Source organism: Paracoccus sp. P2 (assembly GCF_046335115.1).
GTDB classification, from domain to species: domain Bacteria; phylum Pseudomonadota; class Alphaproteobacteria; order Rhodobacterales; family Rhodobacteraceae; genus Paracoccus; species Paracoccus pantotrophus.
In genome coordinates this window covers 51998-75477 of sequence record NZ_JBGOSN010000006.1, presented here as the reverse complement: position 1 = coordinate 75477, position 23480 = coordinate 51998, and the positions used below count along the sequence as shown (strand labels likewise).

At 69.1% G+C, this 23480-nt stretch carries 23 protein-coding genes; 14 read left to right on the top strand and 9 right to left on the bottom strand.

The window, feature by feature from the left end; all coding sequences use genetic code 11:
- The 6 genes from ACDP63_RS06015 to cysE all read left to right on the top strand — a co-directional run bounded on the left by ACDP63_RS06015 (nt 1) and on the right by cysE (nt 7393).
- Nucleotides 1-633: a DUF2460 domain-containing protein gene (locus ACDP63_RS06015; protein ID WP_024843682.1), complete on the top strand. Its 633-nt coding sequence runs from the start codon at nt 1-3 to the stop codon at nt 631-633.
- Nucleotides 630-1448 carry a DUF2163 domain-containing protein gene (locus tag ACDP63_RS06010; protein ID WP_333483913.1) on the top strand — a complete coding sequence of 273 codons (819 nt, stop codon included), beginning with the start codon at nt 630-632 and terminating at the stop codon, nt 1446-1448. Before ACDP63_RS06015 ends, ACDP63_RS06010 begins: the two co-directional genes overlap by 4 nt.
- Nucleotides 1445-1867 carry an NlpC/P60 family protein gene (locus ACDP63_RS06005; protein ID WP_409927855.1) on the top strand — a complete coding sequence of 141 codons (423 nt, stop codon included), beginning with the start codon at nt 1445-1447 and terminating at the stop codon, nt 1865-1867. The genes ACDP63_RS06010 and ACDP63_RS06005 overlap by 4 nt, the downstream gene beginning before the upstream one ends.
- An 18-nt stretch (nt 1868-1885) precedes the next feature.
- Nucleotides 1886-5776 (top strand): glycoside hydrolase/phage tail family protein, encoded by a 3891-nt coding sequence (locus ACDP63_RS06000; protein ID WP_409927854.1) that lies wholly within the window; start codon nt 1886-1888, stop codon nt 5774-5776.
- The gene (locus ACDP63_RS05995) at nt 5769-6491 is read left to right on the top strand and encodes a DUF2793 domain-containing protein (RefSeq protein WP_024843678.1); all 723 of its coding nucleotides are present in this window, start codon (nt 5769-5771) and stop codon (nt 6489-6491) included. Before ACDP63_RS06000 ends, ACDP63_RS05995 begins: the two co-directional genes overlap by 8 nt.
- A gap of 62 nt (nt 6492-6553) precedes the next feature.
- Nucleotides 6554-7393 carry a serine O-acetyltransferase gene (cysE, locus tag ACDP63_RS05990; protein ID WP_036747268.1) on the top strand — a complete coding sequence of 280 codons (840 nt, stop codon included), beginning with the start codon at nt 6554-6556 and terminating at the stop codon, nt 7391-7393.
- Here cysE and ACDP63_RS05985 read toward each other — a convergent pair.
- Together ACDP63_RS05985 and ACDP63_RS05980 are read right to left on the bottom strand one after the other, a co-directional pair.
- Nucleotides 7390-8448 carry a quinone-dependent dihydroorotate dehydrogenase gene (locus tag ACDP63_RS05985; protein WP_024843676.1) on the bottom strand — a complete coding sequence of 353 codons (1059 nt, stop codon included), beginning with the start codon at nt 8446-8448 and terminating at the stop codon, nt 7390-7392. The genes cysE and ACDP63_RS05985 overlap by 4 nt on opposite strands.
- Nucleotides 8445-8819 (bottom strand): DUF952 domain-containing protein, encoded by a 375-nt coding sequence (locus ACDP63_RS05980; RefSeq protein WP_081750459.1) that lies wholly within the window; start codon nt 8817-8819, stop codon nt 8445-8447. Before ACDP63_RS05980 ends, ACDP63_RS05985 begins: the two co-directional genes overlap by 4 nt.
- A 91-nt stretch (nt 8820-8910) precedes the next feature.
- Between ACDP63_RS05980 and ACDP63_RS05975 the strand changes: the two genes are divergently transcribed.
- Complete coding sequence (locus ACDP63_RS05975) at nt 8911-10512, top strand: bifunctional metallophosphatase/5'-nucleotidase (protein WP_028709964.1); 1602 nt, start codon at nt 8911-8913, stop codon at nt 10510-10512.
- A 63-nt stretch (nt 10513-10575) separates the two neighbouring features.
- Here ACDP63_RS05975 and ACDP63_RS05970 read toward each other — a convergent pair whose 3' ends face one another.
- Nucleotides 10576-10929, bottom strand: coding sequence for an ArsR/SmtB family transcription factor (locus tag ACDP63_RS05970; protein WP_024843673.1), 354 nt, complete (start codon nt 10927-10929; stop codon nt 10576-10578).
- Between the two features lie 185 nt (nt 10930-11114).
- Between ACDP63_RS05970 and ACDP63_RS05965 the strand changes: the two genes are divergently transcribed.
- The 5 genes from ACDP63_RS05965 to ACDP63_RS05945 all read left to right on the top strand — a co-directional run bounded on the left by ACDP63_RS05965 (nt 11115) and on the right by ACDP63_RS05945 (nt 13788).
- The gene (locus tag ACDP63_RS05965) at nt 11115-11456 is read left to right on the top strand and encodes an AtpZ/AtpI family protein (RefSeq protein WP_024843672.1); all 342 of its coding nucleotides are present in this window, start codon (nt 11115-11117) and stop codon (nt 11454-11456) included.
- 2 nt (nt 11457-11458) lie between these two features.
- Nucleotides 11459-12205, top strand: coding sequence for a F0F1 ATP synthase subunit A (locus ACDP63_RS05960; protein ID WP_024843671.1), 747 nt, complete (start codon nt 11459-11461; stop codon nt 12203-12205).
- Nucleotides 12206-12263: 58 nt separating this feature from the next.
- Nucleotides 12264-12497 carry a F0F1 ATP synthase subunit C gene (locus ACDP63_RS05955; protein WP_010394077.1) on the top strand — a complete coding sequence of 78 codons (234 nt, stop codon included), beginning with the start codon at nt 12264-12266 and terminating at the stop codon, nt 12495-12497.
- 77 nt (nt 12498-12574) lie between these two features.
- Nucleotides 12575-13237 (top strand): F0F1 ATP synthase subunit B', encoded by a 663-nt coding sequence (locus ACDP63_RS05950; RefSeq protein ID WP_409927853.1) that lies wholly within the window; start codon nt 12575-12577, stop codon nt 13235-13237.
- On the top strand, nt 13234-13788 hold the full coding sequence (locus ACDP63_RS05945; RefSeq protein ID WP_024843669.1) for a F0F1 ATP synthase subunit B: 555 nt from the start codon (nt 13234-13236) through the stop codon (nt 13786-13788). Before ACDP63_RS05950 ends, ACDP63_RS05945 begins: the two co-directional genes overlap by 4 nt.
- Nucleotides 13789-13973: 185 nt before the next feature.
- Here the strand turns inward: ACDP63_RS05945 and ACDP63_RS05940 are convergent, their stop codons facing one another.
- Both ACDP63_RS05940 and ACDP63_RS05935 read right to left on the bottom strand, forming a co-directional pair.
- Nucleotides 13974-14621, bottom strand: a complete 648-nt coding sequence (locus ACDP63_RS05940; RefSeq protein WP_024843668.1) for an OmpA family protein — start codon at nt 14619-14621, stop codon at nt 13974-13976.
- 160 nt (nt 14622-14781) lie between these two features.
- A complete protein-coding gene (locus ACDP63_RS05935) occupies nt 14782-15378 on the bottom strand; it encodes a methylated-DNA--[protein]-cysteine S-methyltransferase (RefSeq protein WP_024843667.1) in 597 nt (198 codons plus the stop codon).
- A gap of 100 nt (nt 15379-15478) precedes the next feature.
- On the opposite strand from ACDP63_RS05935, the gene nth reads away from it, so the two are divergent.
- Nucleotides 15479-16147 (top strand): endonuclease III, encoded by a 669-nt coding sequence (gene nth, locus ACDP63_RS05930; RefSeq protein ID WP_051419489.1) that lies wholly within the window; start codon nt 15479-15481, stop codon nt 16145-16147.
- A complete protein-coding gene (locus ACDP63_RS05925) occupies nt 16144-17151 on the top strand; it encodes an adenosine kinase (RefSeq protein WP_024843665.1) in 1008 nt (335 codons plus the stop codon). The genes nth and ACDP63_RS05925 overlap by 4 nt, the downstream gene beginning before the upstream one ends.
- A 220-nt stretch (nt 17152-17371) precedes the next feature.
- Here ACDP63_RS05925 and ACDP63_RS05920 read toward each other — a convergent pair whose 3' ends face one another.
- The 4 genes from ACDP63_RS05920 to ACDP63_RS05905 form a co-directional block, all read right to left on the bottom strand.
- Nucleotides 17372-19555 (bottom strand): 3-hydroxyacyl-CoA dehydrogenase NAD-binding domain-containing protein, encoded by a 2184-nt coding sequence (locus tag ACDP63_RS05920; RefSeq protein WP_024843664.1) that lies wholly within the window; start codon nt 19553-19555, stop codon nt 17372-17374.
- 11 nt (nt 19556-19566) lie between these two features.
- Entirely contained in the window at nt 19567-20778 is a 1212-nt protein-coding gene (locus ACDP63_RS05915) for an acetyl-CoA C-acetyltransferase (RefSeq protein ID WP_024843663.1), read from the bottom strand.
- The gene (locus ACDP63_RS05910; protein WP_024843662.1) at nt 20775-21416 is read right to left on the bottom strand and encodes a glutathione S-transferase family protein; all 642 of its coding nucleotides are present in this window, start codon (nt 21414-21416) and stop codon (nt 20775-20777) included. The genes ACDP63_RS05915 and ACDP63_RS05910 overlap by 4 nt, the downstream gene beginning before the upstream one ends.
- Nucleotides 21417-21683: 267 nt before the next feature.
- Entirely contained in the window at nt 21684-23462 is a 1779-nt protein-coding gene (locus tag ACDP63_RS05905) for an acyl-CoA dehydrogenase C-terminal domain-containing protein (RefSeq protein ID WP_024843661.1), read from the bottom strand.
- Between the last annotated feature and the right edge of the window lie 18 nt (nt 23463-23480).

Below are 23480 nucleotides of genomic sequence, written 5' to 3'. Positions count from 1 at the left end.
ATGGCATTTCACGAGATCAGGTTCCCGGCGAACCTGTCCTTCGGCTCGGTCGGCGGGCCGGAGCGGCGCACGGAAATCGTCGCGCTGACCAACGGGCACGAGGAGCGGCGCACGCCCTGGGCGCATTCGCGGCGGCGCTATGACGCCGGGCTGGGCCTGCGCTCGCTGGACGACGTGGCGGCGCTGATCGCCTTTTTCGAGGCGCGGGCCGGGCAGATGCACGGGTTCCGCTGGAAGGACTGGGCGGATTGCAAGTCCTGCGCGCCAAGCGGGACGGTGAGCTTTCAGGACCAGGAGATCGGCATGGGCGACGGGGTGCGGCGCGAGTTTGCGCTGCGCAAGGCCTATGCCTCGGGTCCGGGGCGCTATTGGCGGCCGGTGGCCAAGCCGGTCGAGGGCACGGTGCTGGCCGGGGTGGGCCAGGTGGAACTGCGCGCCGGCGTGGATTTCGCCGTCGATTGGGCGGCGGGCGTGATCCGTTTCGCCGCGCCGCCCGAGCCGGGGGCCCTGGTCACGGCCGGGTTCGAGTTCGACGTGCCGGTGCGCTTCGACACCGACCGGATCGCGGTCTCAGTCGCGTCCTTCCAGGCGGGCGACCTGCCGCAGGTGCCGGTGGTGGAGGTGCGGCTATGAGCGAGACGATCGCGCGGGCCTGGGCGGTCGAGCGCCGCGACGGGCTGGTGCTGGGATTTACCGATCACGATGGGGCGCTGGATTTTGACGGCATCGCCTTTCGCCCCGACAGCGGGCTGAGCGCGCGGGCGCTGGTGCAGGGCCTCGGCCTGTCGGTGGACAATAGCGAGGCGGTGGGGGCGCTGTCGGACAGCGCCATCACCGAGCGCGACCTGATGGCCGGGCGCTGGGACGGCGCCGAGGTGCGGCTGTGGGAGGTGGACTGGTCCGATACCGCGAACCGGCGGCTGCTTTTCCGCGGCCATCTGGGCGAGGTGCTGCGCAGCGGCGCGGCGTTCCGGGCCGAGCTGCGCGGGCTGTCGGAGCCCCTGGGCCGGGCGCAGGGGCGGGTCTATCACCCGCGCTGCTCGGCCGTGCTGGGGGACGGGCAGTGCCGGTTCGACCTGTCCCGGCCGGGCTATGCGGCCGAGGGGGTGGTCGAGGCCGAGGCCGAGGGCCGGCTGGCGCTGTCGGGCGTCGACGGCCATGACGCGGGCTGGTTCGAGCATGGGCAGCTTGTGGTGCTGTCGGGCGAGGCTTTGGGCCTGTCGGCGCGGGTCAAGGCGGATGCCGCCCTGCCGGGCGGGGGCCGCGAGGTCGAGCTTTGGACCGCGCTGGGCATCCGGCCCGCCGCGGGCGACCGGGTGCGGCTGGAGGCGGGCTGCGACAAGCGGGCCGAGACCTGCCGGATGAAGTTCCTGAACTACCTGAACTTTCGCGGCTTTCCGCATCTGCCGCCCGAGGACTGGCTGATCGCGCCCAAGGTGAACCGATGAGCGCGGTCGTTCAGGCGTCGCGGGGCTGGATCGGCACGCCCTATGTGCATCAGGGCTCGGCCAAGGGGGCGGGGACGGATTGCCTGGGGCTGGTGCGCGGGGTGTGGCGCGAATTGTGCGGCGCCGAGCCCGAGGCCATGCCGGCCTATACGCCCGACTGGGGCGAGGTCGGCGGGGCGGAGCTGCTGCTGGGCGGGGCGGGGCGGCTGCTGCTGCCTGCGCCCGACGAGCGGCCGGGCGATGTGCTGGTCTTTCGCATGCGGGCCGGGGCGCCGGCCAAGCATATGGGAATAGCGGCGGAAATCGGCGCGCGGGCCAGCTTCGTGCATGCCTATGACCGGCATGGCGTGGTGGAAAGCCCGCTGTCGGCGCCGTGGCGGGCGCGGATCGCCGGGCGGTTCCGGTTTCCGCCGCATTGAGGGAAAGGAAGGGGCGCAATGGCGACGATTCTGCTGGCGGCGGCGGGGGCCTCGCTGGGGGCGGGCTTTGGCGGCACGGTTCTGGGGCTTTCGGGCGCCGTCATCGGCCGGGCGGTGGGCGCGAGCCTGGGCCGGGTGATCGACCAGCGCCTGCTGGGTGGCGGCTCGAAGGCGGTCGAAACCGGCCGCGTGGACCGGATGCGCATCCAGACCGCGGGCGAGGGCACGCCGATCGCGCGGGTCTGGGGTCAGATGCGGGTGCCGGGCCATGCGATCTGGGCCGGCCCGCTGGTCGAGACCCGGCGCAGCCAGGGCGGCGGCAAGGGCTCGGGCCCGCGGGTGACGCAGATCGGCTATCGGCTGAGCCTGGCCCTGGCGCTGTGCGAGGGGCCGATCCTGGGCGTGGGCCGCATCTGGGCCGATGGCGAGGAGGTCTCGGCCGACGAACTGAACATGCGGGTCTATCCGGGCTGCGAGGAGCAGCTGCCCGACCCGGCCATCGCCGCCGAGGAGGGCGAGGCGGCGCCGGCCTATCGCGGCTTGGCCTATGTGGTGCTGGAGGATCTGGCGCTGGAGAAATGGGGCAACCGGGTGCCGCAGCTGTCCTTCGAGGTCACGCGGGCGGCCAGGCAGGGCGGGGGCCTTGCGCGCGAGGTGCAGGCGGTGGCGATGATCCCCGGCACCGGGGAATATGCGTTGGCGACCACGCCGGTCAGCTATGACATCGGCCTGGGCGAGATGCGGGTCGCCAATCGCAACAGCGCGCTGGGGGCGACGGATTTCCTGGCCTCGATGGCGACATTGGGGCGGGAATTGCCCAATGTCGGCTCGGTCTCGCTGGTGGTGTCCTGGTTCGGCGACGATCTGCGGGTCGGCGAATGCCGGCTGCGGCCCAAGATCGAGGATCTGTCGCGCGATGGGCGGGGGATGGCCTGGCGCGCCGGCGGCATCGGGCGCGGCGAGGCGCAGGCGGTGGCGCGGGTCGATGGCCGGCCGATCTATGGCGGCACGCCGGCCGACGGCGCGGTGATCGAGGCGCTGCGGGCGATCGCGGAAAGCGGGCGCAAGGCGGTGTTCTATCCCTTCATCCTGATGGAGCAGCTGGCGGAGAACGGCCGGCCCGATCCCTGGAGCGGGGCCGCGGACCAGCCGGTCATGCCCTGGCGCGGGCGCATCACCACCAGCGTCGCGCCGGGACGCGAGGGCAGTCCCGTGGGCACCGCCGCGGCCGCGGCCGAGGTGGCGCGGTTCTTCGGCGCGGCCGAGGCGGGGGATTTCACCCGCAACGGTTCGGTGATCCGCTATCGCGGGCCGGAGGAGTGGTCCTATCGCCGGTTCATCCTGCATTACGCGCATCTTTGCGCCGCCGCGGGGGGCATCGACGCCTTTCTGATCGGCTCCGAGATGGTCGGGCTGACCACGATCATGGCGGCGGGGCATTCGTTCCCGGCCGTGCAGCAGTTGCGGCGGCTGGCGGCGGATGTGCGCGGGATTCTGGGCGAGGGGGTCAGGATCGGCTATGCCGCCGACTGGTCGGAATATTTCGGCCATCACCCCGGGGGTGGCGACGTGCATTTCCACCTGGACCCGCTTTGGGCGGACGAGAACATCGACTTTGTCGGCATCGACAATTACATGCCGCTGTCGGATTGGCGCGAGGGCGAGGATCATCTGGACGCGCATTGGCGGCGCATCGACGATCCGGCCTATCTGCTGGGCAATGTCGCCGGCGGCGAGGGTTACGACTGGTATTACGCCAGCGATGCCGACCGGCTGGCGCAGCGGCGCACCCCCATCCATGACGGCGCGCATCACGAGCATTGGATCTGGCGCTACAAGGACATCCGCGGCTGGTGGCAGAACGCGCATCACGACCGCATCGGCGGGGTGCGGCAGGCGCAGCCCTCGGCCTGGGTGCCGGGCCTGAAGCCGATATGGTTCACCGAGATGGGCTGCGCGGCGCTGGACAAGGGCACCAACCAGCCCAACAAGTTCCTGGACGCGATGAGTTCCGAGTCGATGCTGCCCTGGTTTTCGGACGGGCGGCGGGACGACCTGGTCCAGGCGGCCTATGTGCGGGCGATGACCGGGTTCTGGTCGGACCCGGCGAACAATCCGCCGCGCGGGGCATTCGGCAGGACCGGGGCGGGGCGGATGGTGGATATGGCGCGCGCGCATGTCTGGTGCTGGGATGCGCGGCCCTATCCGGCCTTTCCGGCGCGGACCGACCTGTGGTCGGACGGCCCGGCCTGGGAGCGCGGGCATTGGCTCAACGGCCGGGCCGGCGCGGTGCCGCTGGCCGATGTGGTGGCCGAGATCTGCCGCGAGGCGGGCGTGCGGGCCTTCGACGCCGAGGGGCTGCGCGGGCTGGTGCGCGGCTATGCGCTGTCGGGCGCCGAGAGCGGGCGCGCGGCCTTGCAGCCCCTGATGCTGGCGCATGGTGTCGACGCGGTCGAGCGCGACGGCGTCCTGCGCTTCGTCATGCGGGGCGCGCGGGTCGATGCGGAACTGGGGCCCGGCGACATGGCGCTGGCCGAGGAGGTCGAGGCGCCCGAGGTCTCGCGCGCCGCCGATGCCGAGATGGTGGGCCGCATCCGGCTGACCCATGTCGAGGCGGGCGGCGATTATGCCGCGCGCACGGCCGAGACGATGATGCCGGGGGCCGAGTTCCTGGCGGTCTCGGACAGCGAGCTGGCCATGGCGCTGACGCGGGCCGAGGGGCGGGCGCTGGCGGAACGCTGGCTGTCCGAGGCGGCGGTGGCGCGGGACGCGGTGCGGTTCGCGCTGCCGCCTTCGCTGGGGCATCTGGGGCCGGGGGACGTGGTGCGACTGGCCGAGCCGGGCACGCAGGCGAAACGCTGGCGCATCGACCGCATCGAGCGGGCGGGCGCGATCACGGTGGATGCGGTGCGGGTCGAGCCGGGGGTCTATCGCCCGGCCCGCCTGGTCGAGGAGGGGGCGGTGCTGCGCCCCTTCGTGCCGCCGATCCCGGTCTGGCCGGTGTTTCTGGACCTGCCGCTGTTGCGCGGCGACGAGGCGGCGCATGCGCCGCATCTGGCGGTGACGGCGACGCCCTGGCCGGGGGCCGCCGCCGCCTGGGTCTCGACCGAGGAGGCGGGGGGCTATGCGCTGAACGCGACGCTGGCCGAGCCTTCGGTCATGGGGGTGACGGAAGGGCCGCTGTCGGCGGCGCGGCCGGGGGTCTGGGATCGCGGGCCGGCGCTGCGGCTGCGGGTCAAGGGCGGCAACCTGCGCTCGGCCAGCGCCGAGGCGCTGCTGGCGGGGGCGAACCTGCTGGCGATCGGCGACGGATCGGCCGAGGGCTGGGAATTGCTGCAATTCGCCGAGGCGCGGCTGGTCTCGGCCGGGCTCTGGGAGATCTCGACGCGGCTGCGCGGGCAGGCGGGGACGGATGCCTTCATGCCGGAGGTGTGGCCGGCCGGCAGCGTGGTGGTGCTGCTGGACGGGGCGGCGGCGCAGGTCGACCTGCCGCCCTCGGCCCGCAACCAGCTGCGGCATTGGCGCATCGGGCCGGCCTCGCGCAGCCCGGACGATGCCAGCTATCGCCATATCGCCGCGGCGTTCCGCGGCGCCGGGCTGCGGCCGCTGTCGCCCTGCCACCTGGAGGTCCGCGGCCGGGTCGTGACCTGGATCCGGCGCACGCGGGTGCAGGGCGACGGCTGGGACGGGCCGGACGTGCCGCTGGGCGAGGCGCAGGAGCGTTACGCCGCCCGGCTGGTCCGGGACGGGCAGGTGCTGGCCGAGGCCGTGCTGGCCGAGCCGCGCTGGGCGGTGCCGGACGGCGCCTGGTCCCAGGCCGCCTCGGGTGGCGGCTTTGCCGTCGAGGTCGCCCAGCTTTCCGACACGTTCGGGGCCGGGCCCTATGCAAGGAGGATGATCCATGTCTGAGAACACGACCGCGAATTGCGCCCTGCCGCTGCTGATGCCGGCGCAGGCGCAGAAACATGTCACGGTGAACGAGGCGCTGATGCGGCTGGACGGGCAGGTCGATCTGGTGCTGCAAAGCCTGACCCGCATCACCCCGCCCGAGACGGTGGTGGACGGGCTGTGCTGGGGCGTGCCGCAGGGCGCCGTCAACGCCTGGGAGGGGCAGGGCGGCAAGATCGCCATCGGCGCGAATGGCGGCTGGGTCTTTGTCGAGCCGGGTTTCGGCCGGCGCGCGCTGGTCGCCGATCAGGGGGTGGTGGCGATCCATGGCGGCGGGGCCTGGGTGCCCGGCGCCATCACCCTGGGCCAGCACGGATCGGGCCTGCTGGCACGGCAGCTGCACGAGGACGTGACGCTGGGCGCGGGCGACTGGGCCGAGACGGCGATGGCGGTGCCGCCCGGCGCGCTGGTCATCGGCGCCACCGCGCGGGTGCTGGAGGCGATCACCGGCAGCGCGAGTTCGTGGTCCTTGGGCACGGCGGGCAGTTCGGACAGCCTGACGCGATTCGGTCACGGGCTGGGCAAGGCGCAGGGCTCCTGGGCGCGCGGGCTGGCTTCGCCGCCCGTGGTGTTCTGGGAGCCCGCGCCCCTGCGGCTGACGGCCGCGGGCGGGCAGTTCGCCGGCGGCAAGGTGCGCATCGTGCTGCATTGGTGGGAATTGCGGCTGCCGGACTGAGCGGACTTTTCGCGCCCGCCGGTTTCCGCTAGACTCGGCGGGTGAAACTGACGGGCGCCCGTATGAACTTGCAGAAAGACATGATCGAGCCGCTGTCCGATGCGCGCGATGCCCCGCGCGATTCGGTCTGGGGCCGCATCCAGCGCGAGGCGCGGATCGCCGTGCGCGACGAGCCCCTGCTGGGCGCGCTGATCCATGCCGGGCTGCTGCATCACGCCACGTTCGAGGCGGCGCTGGCCTATCGCTTTTCGCTGAAGCTGGCCTCGCGCGAGATGAGCGAGCAGATCCTGCGCGAGATCGCCGACGATGCCTTTGCCCGCGCGCCGGAACTGTCGGCGGCGGCGCAGGCCGACCTGCTGGCGGTCTATGAGCGCGACCCGGCGACGCATCGGCTGATGCAGCCGATCCTGTTCTTCAAGGGCTACCAGGCGCTGCAGGCCTATCGCATCGGGCATTGGCTGTGGCAGCAGGGCCGGCGCGACATGGCCTATTTCGTGCAGATGCGCTGCTCGGAAGTGTTCGGCGTCGATATTCACCCGGCGGCGAAGATCGGCACGGGCGTGATGATCGACCATGCCCATTCCATCGTCATCGGCGAGACGGCGGTGGTCGGCAACGACGTGTCCATGCTGCATTCGGTGACGCTGGGCGGCACCGGCAAGGAGGATGGCGACCGCCATCCCAAGATCGGCAACGGCGTGATGATCGGCGCCGGCGCCAAGGTGCTGGGCAATATTCGCGTGGGCCATCATTCGCGCATCGCCGCCGGCTCGGTGGTGCTGGCCGAGGTGCCGCCCTGCAAGACCGTGGCCGGGGTGCCGGCGCGGATCGTGGGCGATGCCGGCTGCTCGGACCCGTCGAACACCATGAACCAGCTTCTGGGTCACGAAGACCTGTTCTAGAGCCAGTCCGCGTTGCCGCTGCCGGTCAGTTCGGCCAGCGTGAGGTTTTCGCGCGCGAGCCGTTCGTCGAGGTCGCGTGCGATCCGGGCGGCGAGCGAGAAGCCCTGGTAGACCAGCGCGGAATAGATCTGCACGGCCGAGGCGCCGGCGCGCAGCTTTTGCCAGGCCTGCTCGGCCGAGCCGATGCCGCCGACGCCGATCAGCGGCACGCGGCCGCCGGTCTCGCGCCAGAGCCGGGCGAGGATGCGGGTCGAGCGGTCGAAAAGCGGCGCACCGGAAAGGCCGCCGGCCTCATTGGCCTGCGGCGAGGCGAGACCGTCGCGCGAAAGCGTGGTGTTGGTGGCGATGATCGCATCGACCGGGGCGGCCAGCGCCACGGCGGCGATATTGGCCAGCGCGGCATCGTCGAGGTCGGGAGCGATCTTGATGAACACCGGCGGGCGGTTCGGCAGCGCGTCGCGCGCCGCCAGCACGCCTTGCAGCAGGGCTGACAGCGCCTCGGGCCCCTGGAGGTCGCGCAGCTTTTCGGTATTGGGCGAGGAGACGTTGACGGTCAGGAAATCGGCGTGCAGGCCGGCGATGCGCACCACCTGCGCGAAATCGGCGCTGCGGTCGGCGCTGTCCTTGTTGGCGCCGATGTTCAGCCCGACCGGGATACCTGCCGGGCGCTGCGCCAGCCGGTCGGCGATGGCCTGTGCGCCCTGGTTGTTGAAGCCGAAGCGGTTGATGATGGCGCGGTCCGGGGTCAGGCGGAACAGGCGCGGCTTGGGGTTGCCGGGCTGCGGGCGCGGGGTGGCGGCGCCGATCTCGACGAAGCCGAAGCCCGCGCGCATCAATGCGGGCAGGGCGCGGGCGTTCTTGTCGTAGCCGGCCGCCAGCCCCACTGGGTTCGGCAGCTCGAGCCCGGCGATGCGGGTGCGCAGCCGGTCCGAGGTGACGGGTTTGCCCGGCAGCGGCACCAGCCCGAGCCGCAGGGCGAGGATCGAGAGATCATGCGCGCGTTCCGGGTCCAGGCGATGCAGCGCGGCAAGGCCCAGCCGCTCGATGGGGGTCATGCGAGATCTCCGATGTCGTGGCCGGCGGGGCCGAGGGGCAGGGGGCGGCTCCAGAGCACGTCGCCCATGCGCAATTCGCGGTAGAGATGCGGAAAGAGATCGCCGCCGCGCGAGGGCTCCCAGCGCAGCTCGGGCAGGGTGTCGCCGTCCAGCGCCAGCAGGTGCAGCCCGTCCTCGGCCGCGAAATGGCGTGCGAGTGTGCCGGGCAGCTGCGCGGCGGTGGAGAGGTGGACATAGCCGTCCGCCAGGTCCACCGGCGCGCCGGCGCTGCGGCCCTGCCGTTGGAATGCCTGGAACTCGGCGGCGCGGAAGATCTTGTAAACCAGCATGGCGGGTTCATGCGTCGCGTGATGCGCTCCGTCAAGCGGCATCGCGTCGCCCCTGCAGCTTCGTCGATTGACGCCGCGGCCGGCATCCCGCAATCTGCCGTTCATTCGGACATTCGGGGTGAGAGGGATCGAGATGAAACGCTGGCTCATGGTTTCGGCGGCGATCGTCGCGCTGTCTTCTGGCGCGGCGCAGGCGGATTACACGCTGCATGTGCTGCATATCAACGATTTCCATAGCCGGATCGAGCCGATCAACGCCTATGACAGCACCTGCGACGCCGAGACCGAGGCGAAGGGCGAATGCTTCGGCGGCGTGGCGCGCCTGGCGACCAAGATCCGCGAGCTGCGCGACGGGCTGAAGGCCGAGGGCCAGAACGTCATCGTGCTGGATGCGGGCGACCAGTACCAGGGCAGCCTTTTCTATACGACCTACAAGGGCAAGGACACGGTCGAGTTCATGAACGCCATCGGCTTCGACGCCATGGCGGTCGGCAATCACGAATTCGACGACGGGCCGCAGGGCCTGCAAATCCTGGCCGAGGGCGCCAAGTTTCCGGTCGTCTCGGGCAACCTGGACCTGTCGCAATCGCCCGAGTTGAAGGACAAGGTCGGCGACGTTCTGGTGCTGGATGTCGGCGGGGAGCAGGTGGGCATCGTCTCGGCCCTGGCGATGGACACGCCCGAGACCGCCGCGCCCGGCGACAAGGTCATCTTCCTGGACGACATGGACAGCCTGAAGGCCGATGTCCAGGAATTGACCGAGCAGGGCGTGAACAAGATCATCGCCCTGACCCATTCCGGCTACAGGCGCGATCAGGAATTCGCGGCCGAGGTGGCCGGGATAGACGCGGTCATCGGCGGCCACAGCCATACGCTGCTGGGACAGTTCGAGGGTGCCGCCGGACCCTATCCGACCATGGTCAAGGGCGCGGACGGCACCGAGGTTCCGGTGGCGACCGCCTATGCCTATGGCAAATACCTGGGCCATCTGGTCCTGACCTGGGACGACGAGGGCAAGCTGGTCAAGGCCGAGGGGCAGCCGATCCTGCTGGACGGCTCGGTCGCGCCGGACGAGAAGCTGGCCGCGCGGGTCAAGGAGATGGCGGCGCCCATCGAGCAGCTCAAGCAGAAGCGCGTGGCCGAGATCGCGGCGCCGATCGACGGCAGCCGGGAATCGTGCCGGGCGCGGGAATGCGAGATGGGCAGCCTGGTGGCCGATGCCATGCTGGCGCGCGTCAAGGACCAGGGCATCACCATCGCGATCCAGAACGGCGGCGGCCTGCGCGCCTCGATCCCGGCGGGGGTGGTGACGATGGGCGACGTGCTGTCGGTGCTGCCGTTCCAGAACACGCTTTCCACCTTCCAGCTGAAGGGCGCGGACGTCATCGCGGCGCTGGAAAACGGCGCCAGCCAGATCGAGGAGGGCGCCGGGCGCTTCGCCCAGGTCGCGGGGCTGAAATACACGCTGGACCCCGAAGCCCCGGCCGGCAGCCGGATCAGCGAGGTGCTGGTGCGCGACGGCTCGGACTGGGTGCCCATCGACCGCGAGGCTGTCTATGGCGTGGTGTCGCAGAACTACATGCGCGCGGGCGGCGACGGCTATCGGGTCTTTGCCGAGAATGCGATGAACGCCTATGATTTCGGCCCGGACCTGGCGGATGTGCTGGCCGAATACCTGGCGCGGCAGGGGCCTGGCTTCGTGCCGAAGCTGGACGGCCGCATCACCGTGAAATGAGAGGCGCAAGGGCCGGGCATCTGCCCGGCCCTTTTTGCATTCCAGGGCTGCGCGGCGCGGGCGTCAGGGGGGGGCATCTCCGTCCGTCAACGGCAGGGCTTCGCGCAGGAAGCGTTCGAAATCGTCCAGGTCCACCGGCTCGAACTGGCCGAAACCCTGCATCCAGACCGAGGCGTTGCGCAGCCCGTCGGGTTCCAGCTTGCACCAGATGATGCGGCCGCGCCGTTCCTGCCGGATCAGCCCGGCCGCCGCCAGCACCGCGAGATGCTTGGAGATCGCCGCCAGGCTCATCTCGAAGGGCGCCGCCACATCCGTCACCGCCATGTCGTCCTCGAGCAGCATGGCAAGGATCGCCCGCCGCGTCGGATCGGCGAGGGCGGAGAAAATGGCGTCGAGGCTGGGCTGCTGTGCGGGCATCGGCTTTGCTTAACTTGCCGGTTGAATATGGAGCGGATGCCCACCGGATCGCAAGGCCGGGTTTCCGCCATGGGCGTCTTTTGCAGAACCGTTGTTTTTCAATTGGTTGCGATTTCCGGTGCCTTGCTTGACTCGGGGGGCGCGAGTCCCTATCACCGCGCCAACCGATAACGGGGGTGTGAGCCGTGGCCGAGGACGACCATGATGCCGCGCGATCCCGAGACGCGGAGCGGCTGCGCGCGCTGGAGGCCCGGCTGGGCAAGAAGGCGGCGGGCAAGTCCCCCTCGCGCGGGGAAGAGCATTTCAGCCAGGCCAACATGGCCTGGCGCATGGTGACCGAGCTGGTGGCGGGATTGGCCCTGGGCTTCGGGATCGGATACGGGCTGGACTATCTGACCGGCCTGCGACCGGTCTTCATGGTGGTCTTCGTGCTGCTGGGACTGGCGGCCGGCATCAGGACCATGATGCGGACCGCGAACGAGATAGGCAAGACACCGGGGCGTCCCGGCGACGACAAGGGTGAATGACGATGGCAGAAGAAGAAGCAGGTGGTCTGGTTTTCCATCCGATGGACCAGTTCGTCGTCAAACCGCTGTTTGGCGAAGGGCCGGTGAACTGGTACACGCCGACCAATGCGACGCTGTGGATGGCGCTGGCGGCGCTGGCCATTACCGCGCTTCTGGTCTTTGGCACCCGCGGCCGGGCCATCGTGCCGAACCGCGTCCAGTCCATCGCCGAACTGCTTTACGGCATGGTCCACAAGATGGTCGAGGACGTGACCGGCAAGGACGGGCTGAAATACTTCCCCTATGTGATGACGCTGTTCTGCTTCATCCTGTTCGCGAACTTCCTGGGCCTGCTGCCGAAAAGCTTTTCGCCGACCTCGCATATCGCCGTGACGGCGGTGCTGGCCGTGCTGGTCTTTGCCGGCGTGACCGTGCTGGGCTTCGTCAAGAACGGCGCGCATTTCCTGGGCCTGTTCTGGGTCAGCTCGGCGCCGCTGGCGCTGCGCCCGGTGCTGGCGGTGATCGAGCTGATCTCGTATTTCGTGCGCCCGGTCAGCCATTCGATCCGACTTGCCGGCAACATCATGGCGGGGCACGCGGTGATCAAGGTCTTTGCCGCCTTCGCCGCCGTTGCCGCGATCGCCCCGGTCTCGGTCGTCGCCATCACCGCCATGTATGGGCTGGAGGTGCTGGTGTGCCTGATCCAGGCCTATGTCTTCACCATCCTGACCTGCGTCTATCTGAAGGACGCGCTGCATCCGGCGCACTGAGCCGGGCAGCCAAGGTCTGAAAACGAAAACCCTTTCCAAAGCCTCAAGGAGCATGAACATGGAAAATCTGGGTCAACTGGGACAGTATCTCGGCGCCGGTCTGGCTTGCGTCGGCATGGCGGGCGCCGCCATGGGGGTGGGCAATGTCGCCGGCAACTATCTGGCGGGCGCGCTGCGCAACCCGTCGGCCGCTGCCTCGCAGACCGCCACGCTGTTCATCGGCATGGCCTTCGCGGAAGCCCTGGGCATCTTCTCGTTCCTGGTCGCGCTGCTGCTGCTGTTCGCAGTCTGATCCTTTTGCCATCCTTGCGGTTGGGTGGGCGCATGATGCGCCCACCCGATTGTGAAACGACCGGCATGGGGTAGGATATGTTCAGCCTGTTGCAACAGACCGCGCCCGTCGTGGTCGAAGACTCTGAAACGGTGGTCATCACCGAATCCGCCGAAGCGGCGGGTCATGGCGCCGATGCGGCCCATGCCGTAGCCGGCGCGGCGGATGCAGCCCATGGCGCGGCCGGCCATGCCGCCAGCGCCCCCGGCATGCCGCAACTGGATTTCACCACCTTCGGCAACCAGATCTTCTGGCTGCTGGTCATCCTGGCGGTGATCTACTGGGTTCTGTCGCGGATCGCGCTGCCGCGCATCGGCGGCGTCATCTCGGACCGCCAGGGCGCCATCACCGGCGATCTGATGGCTGCCGAGGAATTCAAGCAGAAGGCCAAGGAAGCCGAAGCCGCCTATGACAGGGCGCTGGCCGATGCCCGCGCCGAGGCCGGCAAGATCGTGGCCGCCAACAAGGCCGAGATCCAGAAGGAACTGGACGCCGCCATCGCCCATGCCGATGCGGAAATCGCCGCGCGCGCGGCGGAATCCGAAAAGCGCATCGGCGAGATCCGCGCCTCGGCCATCGAGGATGCGCGCAATGTCGCCCGCGAGGTGACTGCGGCGCTGGTGGAGAATTTCGGCGGCAAGGTCGATCAGGCTCTGGTCGATGCGGCGGTCGACCAGCGACTGAAGGGGGCGCTGCAATGAAACGTCTGAGCGTTCTCTTTGCCCTGATGGCGAGCCCTGCGCTTGCCGCTTCGGGCCCGTTCTTCTCGCTGCGCAACACCGACTTCATCGTCACGCTGGCCTTCCTGCTGTTCGTCGGCATCCTGGTCTATTTCCGGGTGCCGCAGATCGTCGGCGGGTTGCTGGACAAGCGGGCCGAAGGCATCCGCAATGATCTGGCCGAGGCCCGTCGCCTGCGCGAGGAAGCGCAGGAGATCTATGCCAGCTACGAGCGCCGCCAGCGCGAGGTGAAGGGCCAGGCGGACGAGATCGTCGCCAATGCCAAGCGCGAGGCGGTTTCGGAAGCCGAGAAGGCCAAGAAGGCGCTGCAACTGTCGATCGAGCGCCGCCTGAAGGCCGCCGAGGAGCAGATCGCCAGCGCCGAGGCCGAGGCCGTGCGCGCCGTGCGCGACCGCGCCATCCAGACGGCGATCGGCGCCGCGACCGAGATCCTGGGCAAGCAGGCCAGCCCGGCCGAGCGCAGCGCCGGCATCGACAAGGCGATCGAGGAAGTAGGCCGGCGGCTGAACTGAGGCTGTGGATCGCCCAAGAGGGATGCGGCCACGCATCTTCATGGGACAAGGACCGGACCCCCGAGGCGGAGACGCTTCGGGGGTTTTTCCGTTTTCGCCCGTCCGGGATGCGGACGGAAAGGGCGCAAAAGCAGAGGGCCGGCCGCCTTTCGGCAGCCGGCCCGCGCCTGGCATCCCTGCTGCGATCAGCGGGTCGGAACGATCAGGATTTCCACGCGGCGGTTCTGCGCCCGGCCCGCGGCGGTGTTGTTCGAGGCGACCGGCTGGGTCGCGCCGCGGCCCAGGGTGGTGAGGCGCGATTGCGACACGCCGCCGGCGGCCAGGATGCCCGCAACCGAACGCGCCCGGCGCTCGGACAGATCCTGGTTGTAGGCGGCCGAGCCGGTGCTGTCGGTATGGCCGACGATCTGGATACGGCTGTTCGGATATTGGTTGAGGTTGCGGGCGATGGTGTAGAGATCGTTCTGCCCCTGCGCCCCCACCGCCGCGGAATCGGTGGCGAACAGCGTGGTTTCCGGCATCACCACCGACAGGTGGGTGCCGTGGTTCACGATCTGGATGTTCGGGTTGTTCAGCGATTGCTGCAACGCGCGCTGCTGCTGGTCCAGGATCGAGCCGCCCACGGCGCCCGCCGTGGCGCCGATGATCGCGCCCTTGACGGCGTTCGAGCGGCTTTCGCCGGCACCGATCAGGCCGCCCACCACCGCGCCGGCAATGGCACCCTGCTGGGTCCGGCTGGTCTGCTGGGGCTGGCCGTAGGGATCGGTCGGCGCGCAGGCGCTGATGGCGATCACGCCCGCCGAGGCGAGAAGCAGCGAAATACGGGTCTTCATTCTTTTACCTTTCTTTTCAGGGCGATCCGACGCCGCCTGTCCTTGCGACGCGGCCGGCCCCTGGCTTGCCGGGACCGGCGGCTGATGCCCAAACGCGGTCACATTGGCATGGGTTCCGGACCAACTCCACAGGAATAGACGGGAAATCGCCGCGCGCGGCTCACAAAGCGGCGATGGCGGGGGGTGCGATGCTCGCGCCTTCGCGCGCGAGCAGGGCGCGCTTGACCGCCTCGCCCCAGTGATAGCCGCCGATGCGGCCGTCGGTGCGGATCACGCGATGGCAGGGGATCGCCCAGGAGACCGGGTTCTGCCCGACCGCCGTGCCCACCGCACGCAGGGCGTTGGGGCGGCCGATGCGTTCGGCCAGCATGGCATAGCTGATGACCTGGCCCGGCGGCACCTGGGCCAGGGCCCGCCAGACCTGCATCTGGAACGCGGTGCCCGTCAGGCGCACGGCAATCTCGCCCTCGCCGGCCAGCAGCGCCTGGACGGCCGGTGCCAGCGCCTCGGGCGCCTCGACCAGCCGGGCGCCGGGGAAGCGGGCGATGAGATCGGCCTCGACCCGGTCCTCGGGGATGGGGCCGGCAAAGCCCAGGCCCCAGAGCGCGCCACCCGCCCCCAACGCGACCACGGTGCCGAGCGGCGTCGGAAAGCGCCCGCGACAAAGCACCGCGCCGGCATTCTGGTCCGGCTGGGTGGTGAGCGTAACCCGCAGACCCGGCTGGGGCTGGGCAAGGGAGAAAAGCGTTCCTGTCATGCCTGACTCGCTACTGTCGCCGGGGCAGACTAGCGCAACCGCGCCCCGAATCCATGCGCGAATGCTTGCGCATGGCACCGTGGCAGGGCATCTGGGGCGCATGGCACGCAGCACCCTTTCCCGCCTTCCGCCCGCCTTGCCCTATGCCGCCCAGGTCGCGATCTTTTCGCGCCTGCGCGAGGCCAATCCGCATCCCGTGACCGAACTGCAATATGTGAACGCCTTCACCCTGCTGGTGGCGGTGGCGCTGTCGGCGCAGGCGACCGATGTCGGGGTGAACAAGGCGACGAAATCGCTGTTCCAGCGCGTGACCACGCCGCAACAGATGCTGGAACTGGGCGTCGAGGCGCTGACCGAGGAGATCAAGACCATCGGGCTTTACCGCCAGAAAGCGAAGAATGTCATCGCCCTGTCGCGCCGGCTGGTCGAGGAATATGGCGGCGAGGTGCCGCAATCGCGCGCGGCGCTGATGACCCTGCCCGGCGTCGGGCGCAAGACCGCCAATGTGGTGCTGAACAGCGTGTTCAACTTTCCGGCCCAGGCGGTGGACACGCATATCTTCCGGGTCGGCAACCGCACCCGCATCGCGCCGGGCCGCGATGTCGAGGAGGTCGAGCGTGCCATCGAGGACAACGTCCCCGTCCCCTTCCAGCAGAACGCGCATCACTGGCTGATCCTGCACGGCCGCTATATCTGCCAGGCCCGGCGGCCGCGCTGCCGGATCTGCCCCATCGAAGATCTCTGCCCCTACGAGGAGAAGACCGAATGACCACCCCCTATGTGATCGGGATCGGCAATGCCGTGATGGACGTGATCGCGCCGACCTCGGACGCCACGCTGACGCGGCTGGAGGTGGAAAAGGGCATCATGCAGCTGATCGACCGCGAGCGGTCCGAGTTCCTGATGGCCGCGCAATCGGCCGACCCGCAGGCGGGCAAGGCGCGGCTGGTGCCGGGCGGCTCGGTTGCCAATACGCTGGCGGGGCTGGGGATGCTGGGGCTGCGCACCGCCTTCATTGGCAAGGTGGCGGGCGATCCCCTGGGGCTGAGCTATGCCGAGCAGACCGAGGCGCAGGGCACGGTTTTCGTCAACCCGCCGGTGGCGGGGGATGTCGCGCCGACCTCGCGCTCGATCATCTTCGTCACGCCGGATGGCGAGCGGTCGATGAACACCTATCTGGGGATTTCCGGTGAATTGGGCCCCGACGACGTGAACCCCGCAACCTTCAGCGGCGCCGGCTGGCTGTTCCTGGAAGGCTATCTCTTCGACAAGGATGCCGGCAAGGCGGCCTTCCTGAAGGCGGCCGATGCCTGCCACAAGGCGGGCGGACAGGCGGGGATCGCGCTGTCGGACCCGTTCTGCGTCGACCGCCACCGCGCCGATTTCCGCCGGCTGGTGGCCGGGCCGATGGATTACGTCATCGGCAATGTCCACGAATGGCAATCGCTCTATCAGGTCGAGGATCTGGAGGAGGCGCTGCGCCTGGCCACGGGTGATTGCGGCACGGTGATCTGCACCCGCTCGGGCGAGGATGCGATCCTGATCCGCGGGGCCGAACGGGTGAGCGCGCCGGTGCATCGCGTGGTGCCGGTGGATGCGACCGGGGCGGGCGACCAGTTCGCGGCCGGGCTGATCTACGGCCTGGCCGTGGGCGCCGACCTGGCGGCGGCGGGGCGCATGGGCTGCATCGCGGCGGCCGAGGTCATCGGCCATGTCGGCGCCCGGCCCGAAAGCGACCTGCGCGTGGCGTTCCGGGCCGAAGGGCTGATCTGATCGCGCCTTGGGGCGCGGTTGCCGGGGTATTTGGGGAACAGAGAAGCGCCGGAGGGACAGCCCTTCGGCGCTTTTCGAGTATTTGGGAAACGGTGAGCCGCCCTGGTCGCGCCTTTTCTGCCGAGGTTTCGGCATTGGCCCGGCAGCGGCTTTCTCCGTTCTGAAAATACCCCGGCAACCGGGCGGACAGGGCCAGGCCGGCCCTGTCCGCCGCGAGATTTCAGGCAGCCTGCTTGCCGGCGCCGAAGCGGCCGTAGAAGCTTTCGCCCTTGGCGGCCATGTCCCTGAGCAGCTGCGGGGCGGCGAAGCGGCGGCCGGATTTTTCCGCCAGGCTGTCGGCGATCTCGACCGCGCGCGGGGCGCCCAGCATGTCGAGCCAGCCGAAGGGGCCGCCCGACCAGGGCGCGAAGCCCCAGCCGAGGATGGCCCCGACATCGCCTTCGCGGATGTCCTCGAGCACGCCTTCCTCGAGCGCCCGGACCGCTTCCAGCGATTGCGCGAACATCAGCCGGTGCTGGATCTCGGTCAGTTCGGGCTGGGTCTCGGCTTCCGGCCATTCGGTCGCAAGGCCGGACCAGAAGCCCTGGCGCTTGGCCCCCTCGTCATAGTCGTAGAAACCGGCCTTGGTCTTGCGGCCCAGCCGGCCCTGGTCGGCGAGCTTGAAGATCACCGCATCCACCGCCCCGTCCGGATAGGCGTCGCCCATGGCCGCCTTCGTCGCCTTGGCGATCTTGACGCCGAGGTCGATCGAGGTCTCGTCCACCAGTTGCAGCGGCCCCAGCGGCATGCCCATCATCTTGGCGGCGTTCTCGATCAACACCGGGCTGACCCCTTCGGCCACCATGCGGATGCCCTCGTTGATATAGGGGATGATGCAGCGGTTGGCATAGAAGAAGCGCGCGTCGTTGACCACGATGGGGGTCTTGCGGATCTGGCGCACGAAATCCAGCGCCTTGGCCACCGCGCGCGGGCCGGTCTCGCGGCCCTTGATGATCTCGACCAGCAGCATCTTGTCCACGGGGCTGAAGAAATGGATGCCGATGAACTGGTCGGGCCGGGCGCTGGCCTTGGCCAGTTCGGTGATCGGCAGGGTCGAGGTGTTGGTGGCGAAGATCGCGTCCTGCGGGATCGCCGCCTCGGCCCGTTTCGTAACCTCGGCCTTGACGGCGGGATCTTCGAAGACCGCCTCGACCACCAGGTCGCAGCCTTGCAGGGCGGCGTAATCGGTGGTGGGCGTGATGCGGGAAAGCACTTCGGCCTTCTTCTCCTCGGTGGATTTGCGGCGGCTGATCGCCTTGTCGAGCAGGCCCGTGGAATAGGACTTGCCGCGCTCGGCCGCCTCTTGCGTCGAATCGATCAGCACCACCTCGATCCCGGCCATGGCCGAGACATAGGCGATGCCGGCGCCCATCATGCCGGCGCCGAGGATCCCGACTTTCCTCACGCTTTGATCGGGGACTTCGGGGCGGTTCGCGCCCTTCTCCAGCGCCTCCTTGTTGATGAACAGGCTGCGGATCATCGCGGTCGAGCTGGGGTTCATCAGCACATTGGTAAACCAGCGCGCCTCGATCTTCAGCGCCGTGTCGAAGGGCACCATGGCGCCCTCGTAGACGGCGCTCAGCAGCGCCTTGGCGGCCGGATAGACGCCCAGCGTCTTGCCATGCACCATGGCGCTGGCGCCGACGAAGGTCATGAAGCCGGCCGGGTGGTAAGGTTCGCCGCCCGGCATCTTGTAGCCCTTGGCGTCCCAGGGCTTGACCAGGTCGGCGTCGCTGGCCTTCAGCACCCATTCGCGGGCCGCGGCGACCGGATCGGCCACCACCTCGTCGATCAGCCCGGCGGACTTGGCCCTGGCCGGGTCGTTGAGCTTGCCCTCCAGCAGGAAGGGCGCGGCGCCCATGGCGCCCAGCTTGCGCACCAGCCGGGTGGTGCCGCCGGCGCCGGGAAAGATGCCGACCATGATCTCGGGCAGGCCGATCTTGGCCTTGGAGTTCTCGGCGGCAAAGATGCGATGCGTGGCCAGCGGCAGTTCCAGCCCGATCCCCAGCGCGGTGCCGGGCAGGGCGGCTGCGACGGGCTTGCCGCCCTTCTTGGTCTTGGGGTCCATCCCCGCCAACTCGATCTTGCGCAGCAGATGATGCAGCGTCATCACGCCGTCGAACACCGCCTGCGCGCCGCCCTGCTTCATGCCGGCGATGACGTTCAGGTCCATGCCGGCGGCGAAATCCTTCTTGCCGCTGGTGATGACCACGCCCTTCACGGCCGCGTCGGCCAGCGCATCGTCGATCAGCGCGTTCAGTTCGGCGGCGCCGTCCAGCGACAGCACGTTCATCGACTTGCCCGGCACGTCCCAGGTGATGATGGCGACGCCGTCGGCGCCCTTATCCATGGTGAAATCGGTCATCTTCCCCTCCCTCAGACGCGCTCGATGATGGTGGCCGCGCCCATGCCGGACGCGATGCAGAGCGTGGCAAGGCCCACGGTCTTGTCCTGCCGCTCCAACTCGTCGAGCAGCGTGCCGATGATGATGGCGCCGGTGGCGCCCAGCGGGTGGCCCAGGGCGATGGCGCCGCCATTGACGTTGACCACGGCGGGATCGACCTGGAAGGCCTGCATGAAGCGCAGGACCACGGCCGCAAAGGCCTCGTTCACCTCGAAAAGGTCGATGTCGCTGATCGCCATTCCCGAATCGCGCAGGATCTTTTCCGTCACCGGCACCGGGCCGGTCAGCATGATCGTCGGATCGGTGCCGATCTTGGCGGTGGCGCGGATGCGGGCGCGGGGCTTCAGCCCGTGGGCCTTGCCGAATTCCGCATTGCCGATCAGCACCGCGGCGGCGCCGTCGACAATGCCCGAGCTGTTGCCGGCATGGTGGATATGCTCGATATGGTCCAGATGCGGGTATTTCAGCATCGCCACCTTGTCGAAGCCGGGCATGGTCTCGCCCATCTCCTTGAAGCTGGCCTTCAGCCTGGCCAGATCCTCCAGCGTGGTGCCGGGCCGCATGTATTCGTCGTGGTCGAGGATGGTCAGCCCGTTCTGGTCCCTGACCGGCACGATGGACCTGGCGAAGCGACCCTCCTCCCAGGCGATGGCGGCGCGGCGCTGGCTCTCGACGGCCAGGGCATCGGCCTCCTCGCGGGAAAAGCCGTATTCGGTGGCGATGATGTCGGCGCTGATGCCCTGCGGCACGAAATAGGTCTTGAAGGTCAGGCTGGGATCGACCGCGATGGCGGCGCCGTCGCTGCCCATGGCGACGCGGCCCATCATCTCGACGCCCCCGGCGATATAGGCCTGGCCGGCGCCGCCCCGGACCTGGTTCGCGGCCAGGTTCACCGCCTCCATGCCCGAGGCGCAGAAGCGGTTGATGGCAAGGCCGGGGATCGACTCGTCCAGGTCGGATTCCAGCACCGCCGAGCGGGCAAGGCAGCCGCCCTGCTCCTTGACCTGGGTGACATTGCCCCAGATCACGTCCTCGACGGCATGGCCCTCGAGCCCGTTGCGCTCCTTGACGGCGTTCAGCAGCCGGGCGGAAAGCGCGACCGAGGTGACTTCGTGCAGGCTGCCGTCGGGACGGCCCTTGCCGCGCGGGGTGCGGGCGGCGTCATAGATATAGGCTTCGGTCATGCGTCCTCCTTCGCGGCCCGGTCCGCGGGATTGCCGGGCATCAGGTCATAGGGATGTTTCCAGCCGGGCAGCGCCGCGATACGCGTCAGCCAGGCGTCGATATGCGGCCATTCGGCGCGGGTGAAGCCGAAGGGCTCAGGGTAATAGAGATAGCTGCAACAGGACAGGTCGGCGATGCTGGGCGTCTCGCCCGCCAGCCAGGCGCGGCCGGCCAGGTGCCCGTCCAGCACCTTCAGCGCCGCCCTGCAGCGCCCCTGCAGCCAGGCGATGGCCTCGGCCGGGCGCTTCTCGGGCGGCAGGAAGTTCATCAGGAAGCGCAGCGCGCCGAATTGCGCCGAGCCCTTGTGGTTGTCCCAGAACAGCCAGCGCAGGATCTCGCTCCGGTCGCCCTCCATGAAGCGCCCGGTCCTCTCGGCCAGATGCATCAGGATCACGCCGGACTGGGTCAGCGTCAGGTCGTCCTCGACGAAGACCGGCGCCTCGGCCATCTCATTGAGCAGGCGATACTCTGCACCGCGCATGGCGCCGCCGAAGAAATCCACGAAGACCGGCTGCCAGGGATACCCGGTCAGCTGCATCATCAGCGCCACCTTGTAGGAATGGCCGGATTCCCCGAAGCAGTGAAGCTGGGCGGTCATGCTGTTTCCTTTCCTTCCGGCCTGGCGCCGGGCTTTCCGGTCGCATGGGTATTTGTGAAACGGTGAAGCGATTAACCTTTTCTCAATATTTCTGACCTAGGCTCGAGGGGCGGTACAGGCTGGGGAGCCGATGACCGCAAACGGTGAAAGCGCTCCGGACGACCCTGGCATTTTCGGAAAGCCCGGTCATCCGGGGCGCAGCATCGCCCTTTCACCGTTTTCCAAATACCCATGCGACCGTGCCACCCGGCGCCCCCCTCTCCCGTTTCAGAACCGATCCGCCGCCAGCGCCATCACCGGCGCGGCGCCCGAGCGGATGCGCGCCAGATGCGTCGCGGTCATCGGCAGCTGCCGCGCCATGTAATAGCGGCCTGTCGCCAGCTTGGTCTCGTGGAAGGCGGGATCCTCGGTGCCGGCCGCCAGCGCCGCCCTGGAAGCGGCGGCCATGCGCGTCCACATCAGCCCCAGCGCGACATGGCCGAACAGGTGCATGAAGTCGTAGGAGCCGGCCAGCGCCCCGTTCGGGTTCTTCATGCCCTGCTCCATGAAGAACATCGCCGCCGATTGCAGATCCTTCGAGGCCGCCTTCAGGGGATCGAGGAAATCGGCCTTCAGCGCCGCATCGCCCTCATGCGCCTTGATCTCGGACTTGACCAGCTCGAAGAAGGCCATGATCGGCCTGCCGCCCTCGGCCGCGAGCTTGCGGCCGACCAGGTCCAGCGCCTGCACGCCGTTCGCGCCCTCGTAGATCATGGCGATGCGGGCGTCGCGGACGAATTGCGACATGCCCTGCTCCTCGATATAGCCGTGGCCGCCGAAGACCTGCTGGGCCTGCACCGCCGTCTCGAAGCCCCTGTCGGTCAAAAAGCCCTTGATCACCGGCGTCAGCAGCGAGACGAGGTCGTGCGCCTGCTTGTCCCCGGCCAGCACGGCGCGGTCGATCAGATGCGCACCCCAGAAGGCCAACGCGCGGGCGCCCTCGAGGAAGCTTTTCTGGTCCATCAGGTTGCGGCGGATGTCGGGATGCACGATCAGCGGGTCGGCCGGTCCCGAGGGGTTTTCCTCGCCGGTCACGGCGCGGCCTTGCAGGCGCTCGCGGGCATAGGCCACTGCGTTCTGATAGGCGGCCTCGGCCACCGAATAGCCTTGCAGGCCGACGCCGATCCGGGCCTCGTTCATCATGGTGAACATGGCGCGCATGCCCTTGTGCAGATCTCCCAAGAGCCAGCCCTTGGCGCCATCGTAGTTCATGACGCAGGTGGCATTGCCGTGGATGCCCATCTTTTCCTCGAGATTGCCGACCGAGAGCGCGTTGCGCTCGCCCAGCGAGCCGTCCTCGTTGACCAGGAACTTCGGCACGATGAAGAGCGAGATGCCCTTGGTGCCCTCGCCGCCGCCCGGCGCCTTGGCCAGCACCAGGTGGATCACGTTCTGCGCCATGTCGTGGTCGCCGGCCGAGATGAAGATCTTCTGGCCGGTGATCCGGTAGCTGCCATCCTCCTGCGGCTCGGCCCTGGTGCGCAGCAGGCCCAGGTCGGTGCCGGCATGGGGTTCGGTCAGGTTCATGGTGCCGGTCCATTCGCAGCTGACCATCCGGGGCAGGTAGGTGGCCTTCTGCTGCTCGGTGCCATGGGCGTGGATGGCGGAATAGGCGCCGTGGGTCAGGCCCTGATACATGGTGAAGGCCATGTTCGAGGCCGAGAACATCTCGCCCGCCGCCAGGCCGATCACATAGGGCATGCCCTGGCCGCCGTATTCCGGGTCGCAGTCGAGCGCGGTCCAGCCGCCCTCGCGCATCTGCTCGAAGGCCTCGGCAAAGCCCTTGGGCGTGTGGACGACGCCGTTTTCCAGCCTGCAGCCCTCGCGGTCGCCGACGGGGTTCAGCGGCGCCAGCACCTCGGATGCGAGCTTGCCGGCCGCTTCCAGCACGGCCTGGGTGAAGTCGCGGTCAAGTTCGCCATAGCCCGGCAGATCCTGCTTCGAGATCTCGAGCACGTCATGCAGGACGAATTGCATGTCGCGGATGGGGGCGGAATAGGTGGTCATCGGTCCTCCCAGGGGATT

Bases quoted from the DNA above. Each gene is read 5' to 3' on its own strand.
- ACDP63_RS05910 (WP_024843662.1), bottom strand. From the start codon at position 21,416: ATGACCGCCCAGCTTCACTGCTTCGGGGAATCCGGCCATTCCTACAAG.
- ACDP63_RS05980 (WP_081750459.1), bottom strand. From the start codon at position 8,819: ATGCCGCTTGACGGAGCGCATCACGCGACGCATGAACCCGCCATGCTG.
- ACDP63_RS05940 (WP_024843668.1), bottom strand. From the start codon at position 14,621: ATGAAGACCCGTATTTCGCTGCTTCTCGCCTCGGCGGGCGTGATCGCC.
- ACDP63_RS05945 (WP_024843669.1), top strand. From the start codon at position 13,234: ATGAAACGTCTGAGCGTTCTCTTTGCCCTGATGGCGAGCCCTGCGCTT.
- ACDP63_RS05970 (WP_024843673.1), bottom strand. From the start codon at position 10,929: ATGCCCGCACAGCAGCCCAGCCTCGACGCCATTTTCTCCGCCCTCGCC.
- ACDP63_RS06010 (WP_333483913.1), top strand. From the start codon at position 630: ATGAGCGAGACGATCGCGCGGGCCTGGGCGGTCGAGCGCCGCGACGGG.
- ACDP63_RS06005 (WP_409927855.1), top strand. From the start codon at position 1,445: ATGAGCGCGGTCGTTCAGGCGTCGCGGGGCTGGATCGGCACGCCCTAT.
- ACDP63_RS06015 (WP_024843682.1), top strand. From the start codon at position 1: ATGGCATTTCACGAGATCAGGTTCCCGGCGAACCTGTCCTTCGGCTCG.
- ACDP63_RS05995 (WP_024843678.1), top strand. From the start codon at position 5,769: ATGTCTGAGAACACGACCGCGAATTGCGCCCTGCCGCTGCTGATGCCG.
- ACDP63_RS05950 (WP_409927853.1), top strand. From the start codon at position 12,575: ATGTTCAGCCTGTTGCAACAGACCGCGCCCGTCGTGGTCGAAGACTCT.
- ACDP63_RS05975 (WP_028709964.1), top strand. From the start codon at position 8,911: ATGAAACGCTGGCTCATGGTTTCGGCGGCGATCGTCGCGCTGTCTTCT.
- ACDP63_RS05905 (WP_024843661.1), bottom strand. From the start codon at position 23,462: ATGACCACCTATTCCGCCCCCATCCGCGACATGCAATTCGTCCTGCAT.
- cysE (WP_036747268.1), top strand. From the start codon at position 6,554: ATGAACTTGCAGAAAGACATGATCGAGCCGCTGTCCGATGCGCGCGAT.
- ACDP63_RS05955 (WP_010394077.1), top strand. From the start codon at position 12,264: ATGGAAAATCTGGGTCAACTGGGACAGTATCTCGGCGCCGGTCTGGCT.
- ACDP63_RS05960 (WP_024843671.1), top strand. From the start codon at position 11,459: ATGGCAGAAGAAGAAGCAGGTGGTCTGGTTTTCCATCCGATGGACCAG.
- nth (WP_051419489.1), top strand. From the start codon at position 15,479: ATGGCACGCAGCACCCTTTCCCGCCTTCCGCCCGCCTTGCCCTATGCC.
- ACDP63_RS06000 (WP_409927854.1), top strand. From the start codon at position 1,886: ATGGCGACGATTCTGCTGGCGGCGGCGGGGGCCTCGCTGGGGGCGGGC.
- ACDP63_RS05925 (WP_024843665.1), top strand. From the start codon at position 16,144: ATGACCACCCCCTATGTGATCGGGATCGGCAATGCCGTGATGGACGTG.
- ACDP63_RS05985 (WP_024843676.1), bottom strand. From the start codon at position 8,448: ATGACCCCCATCGAGCGGCTGGGCCTTGCCGCGCTGCATCGCCTGGAC.
- ACDP63_RS05915 (WP_024843663.1), bottom strand. From the start codon at position 20,778: ATGACCGAAGCCTATATCTATGACGCCGCCCGCACCCCGCGCGGCAAG.
- ACDP63_RS05920 (WP_024843664.1), bottom strand. From the start codon at position 19,555: ATGACCGATTTCACCATGGATAAGGGCGCCGACGGCGTCGCCATCATC.
- ACDP63_RS05935 (WP_024843667.1), bottom strand. From the start codon at position 15,378: ATGACAGGAACGCTTTTCTCCCTTGCCCAGCCCCAGCCGGGTCTGCGG.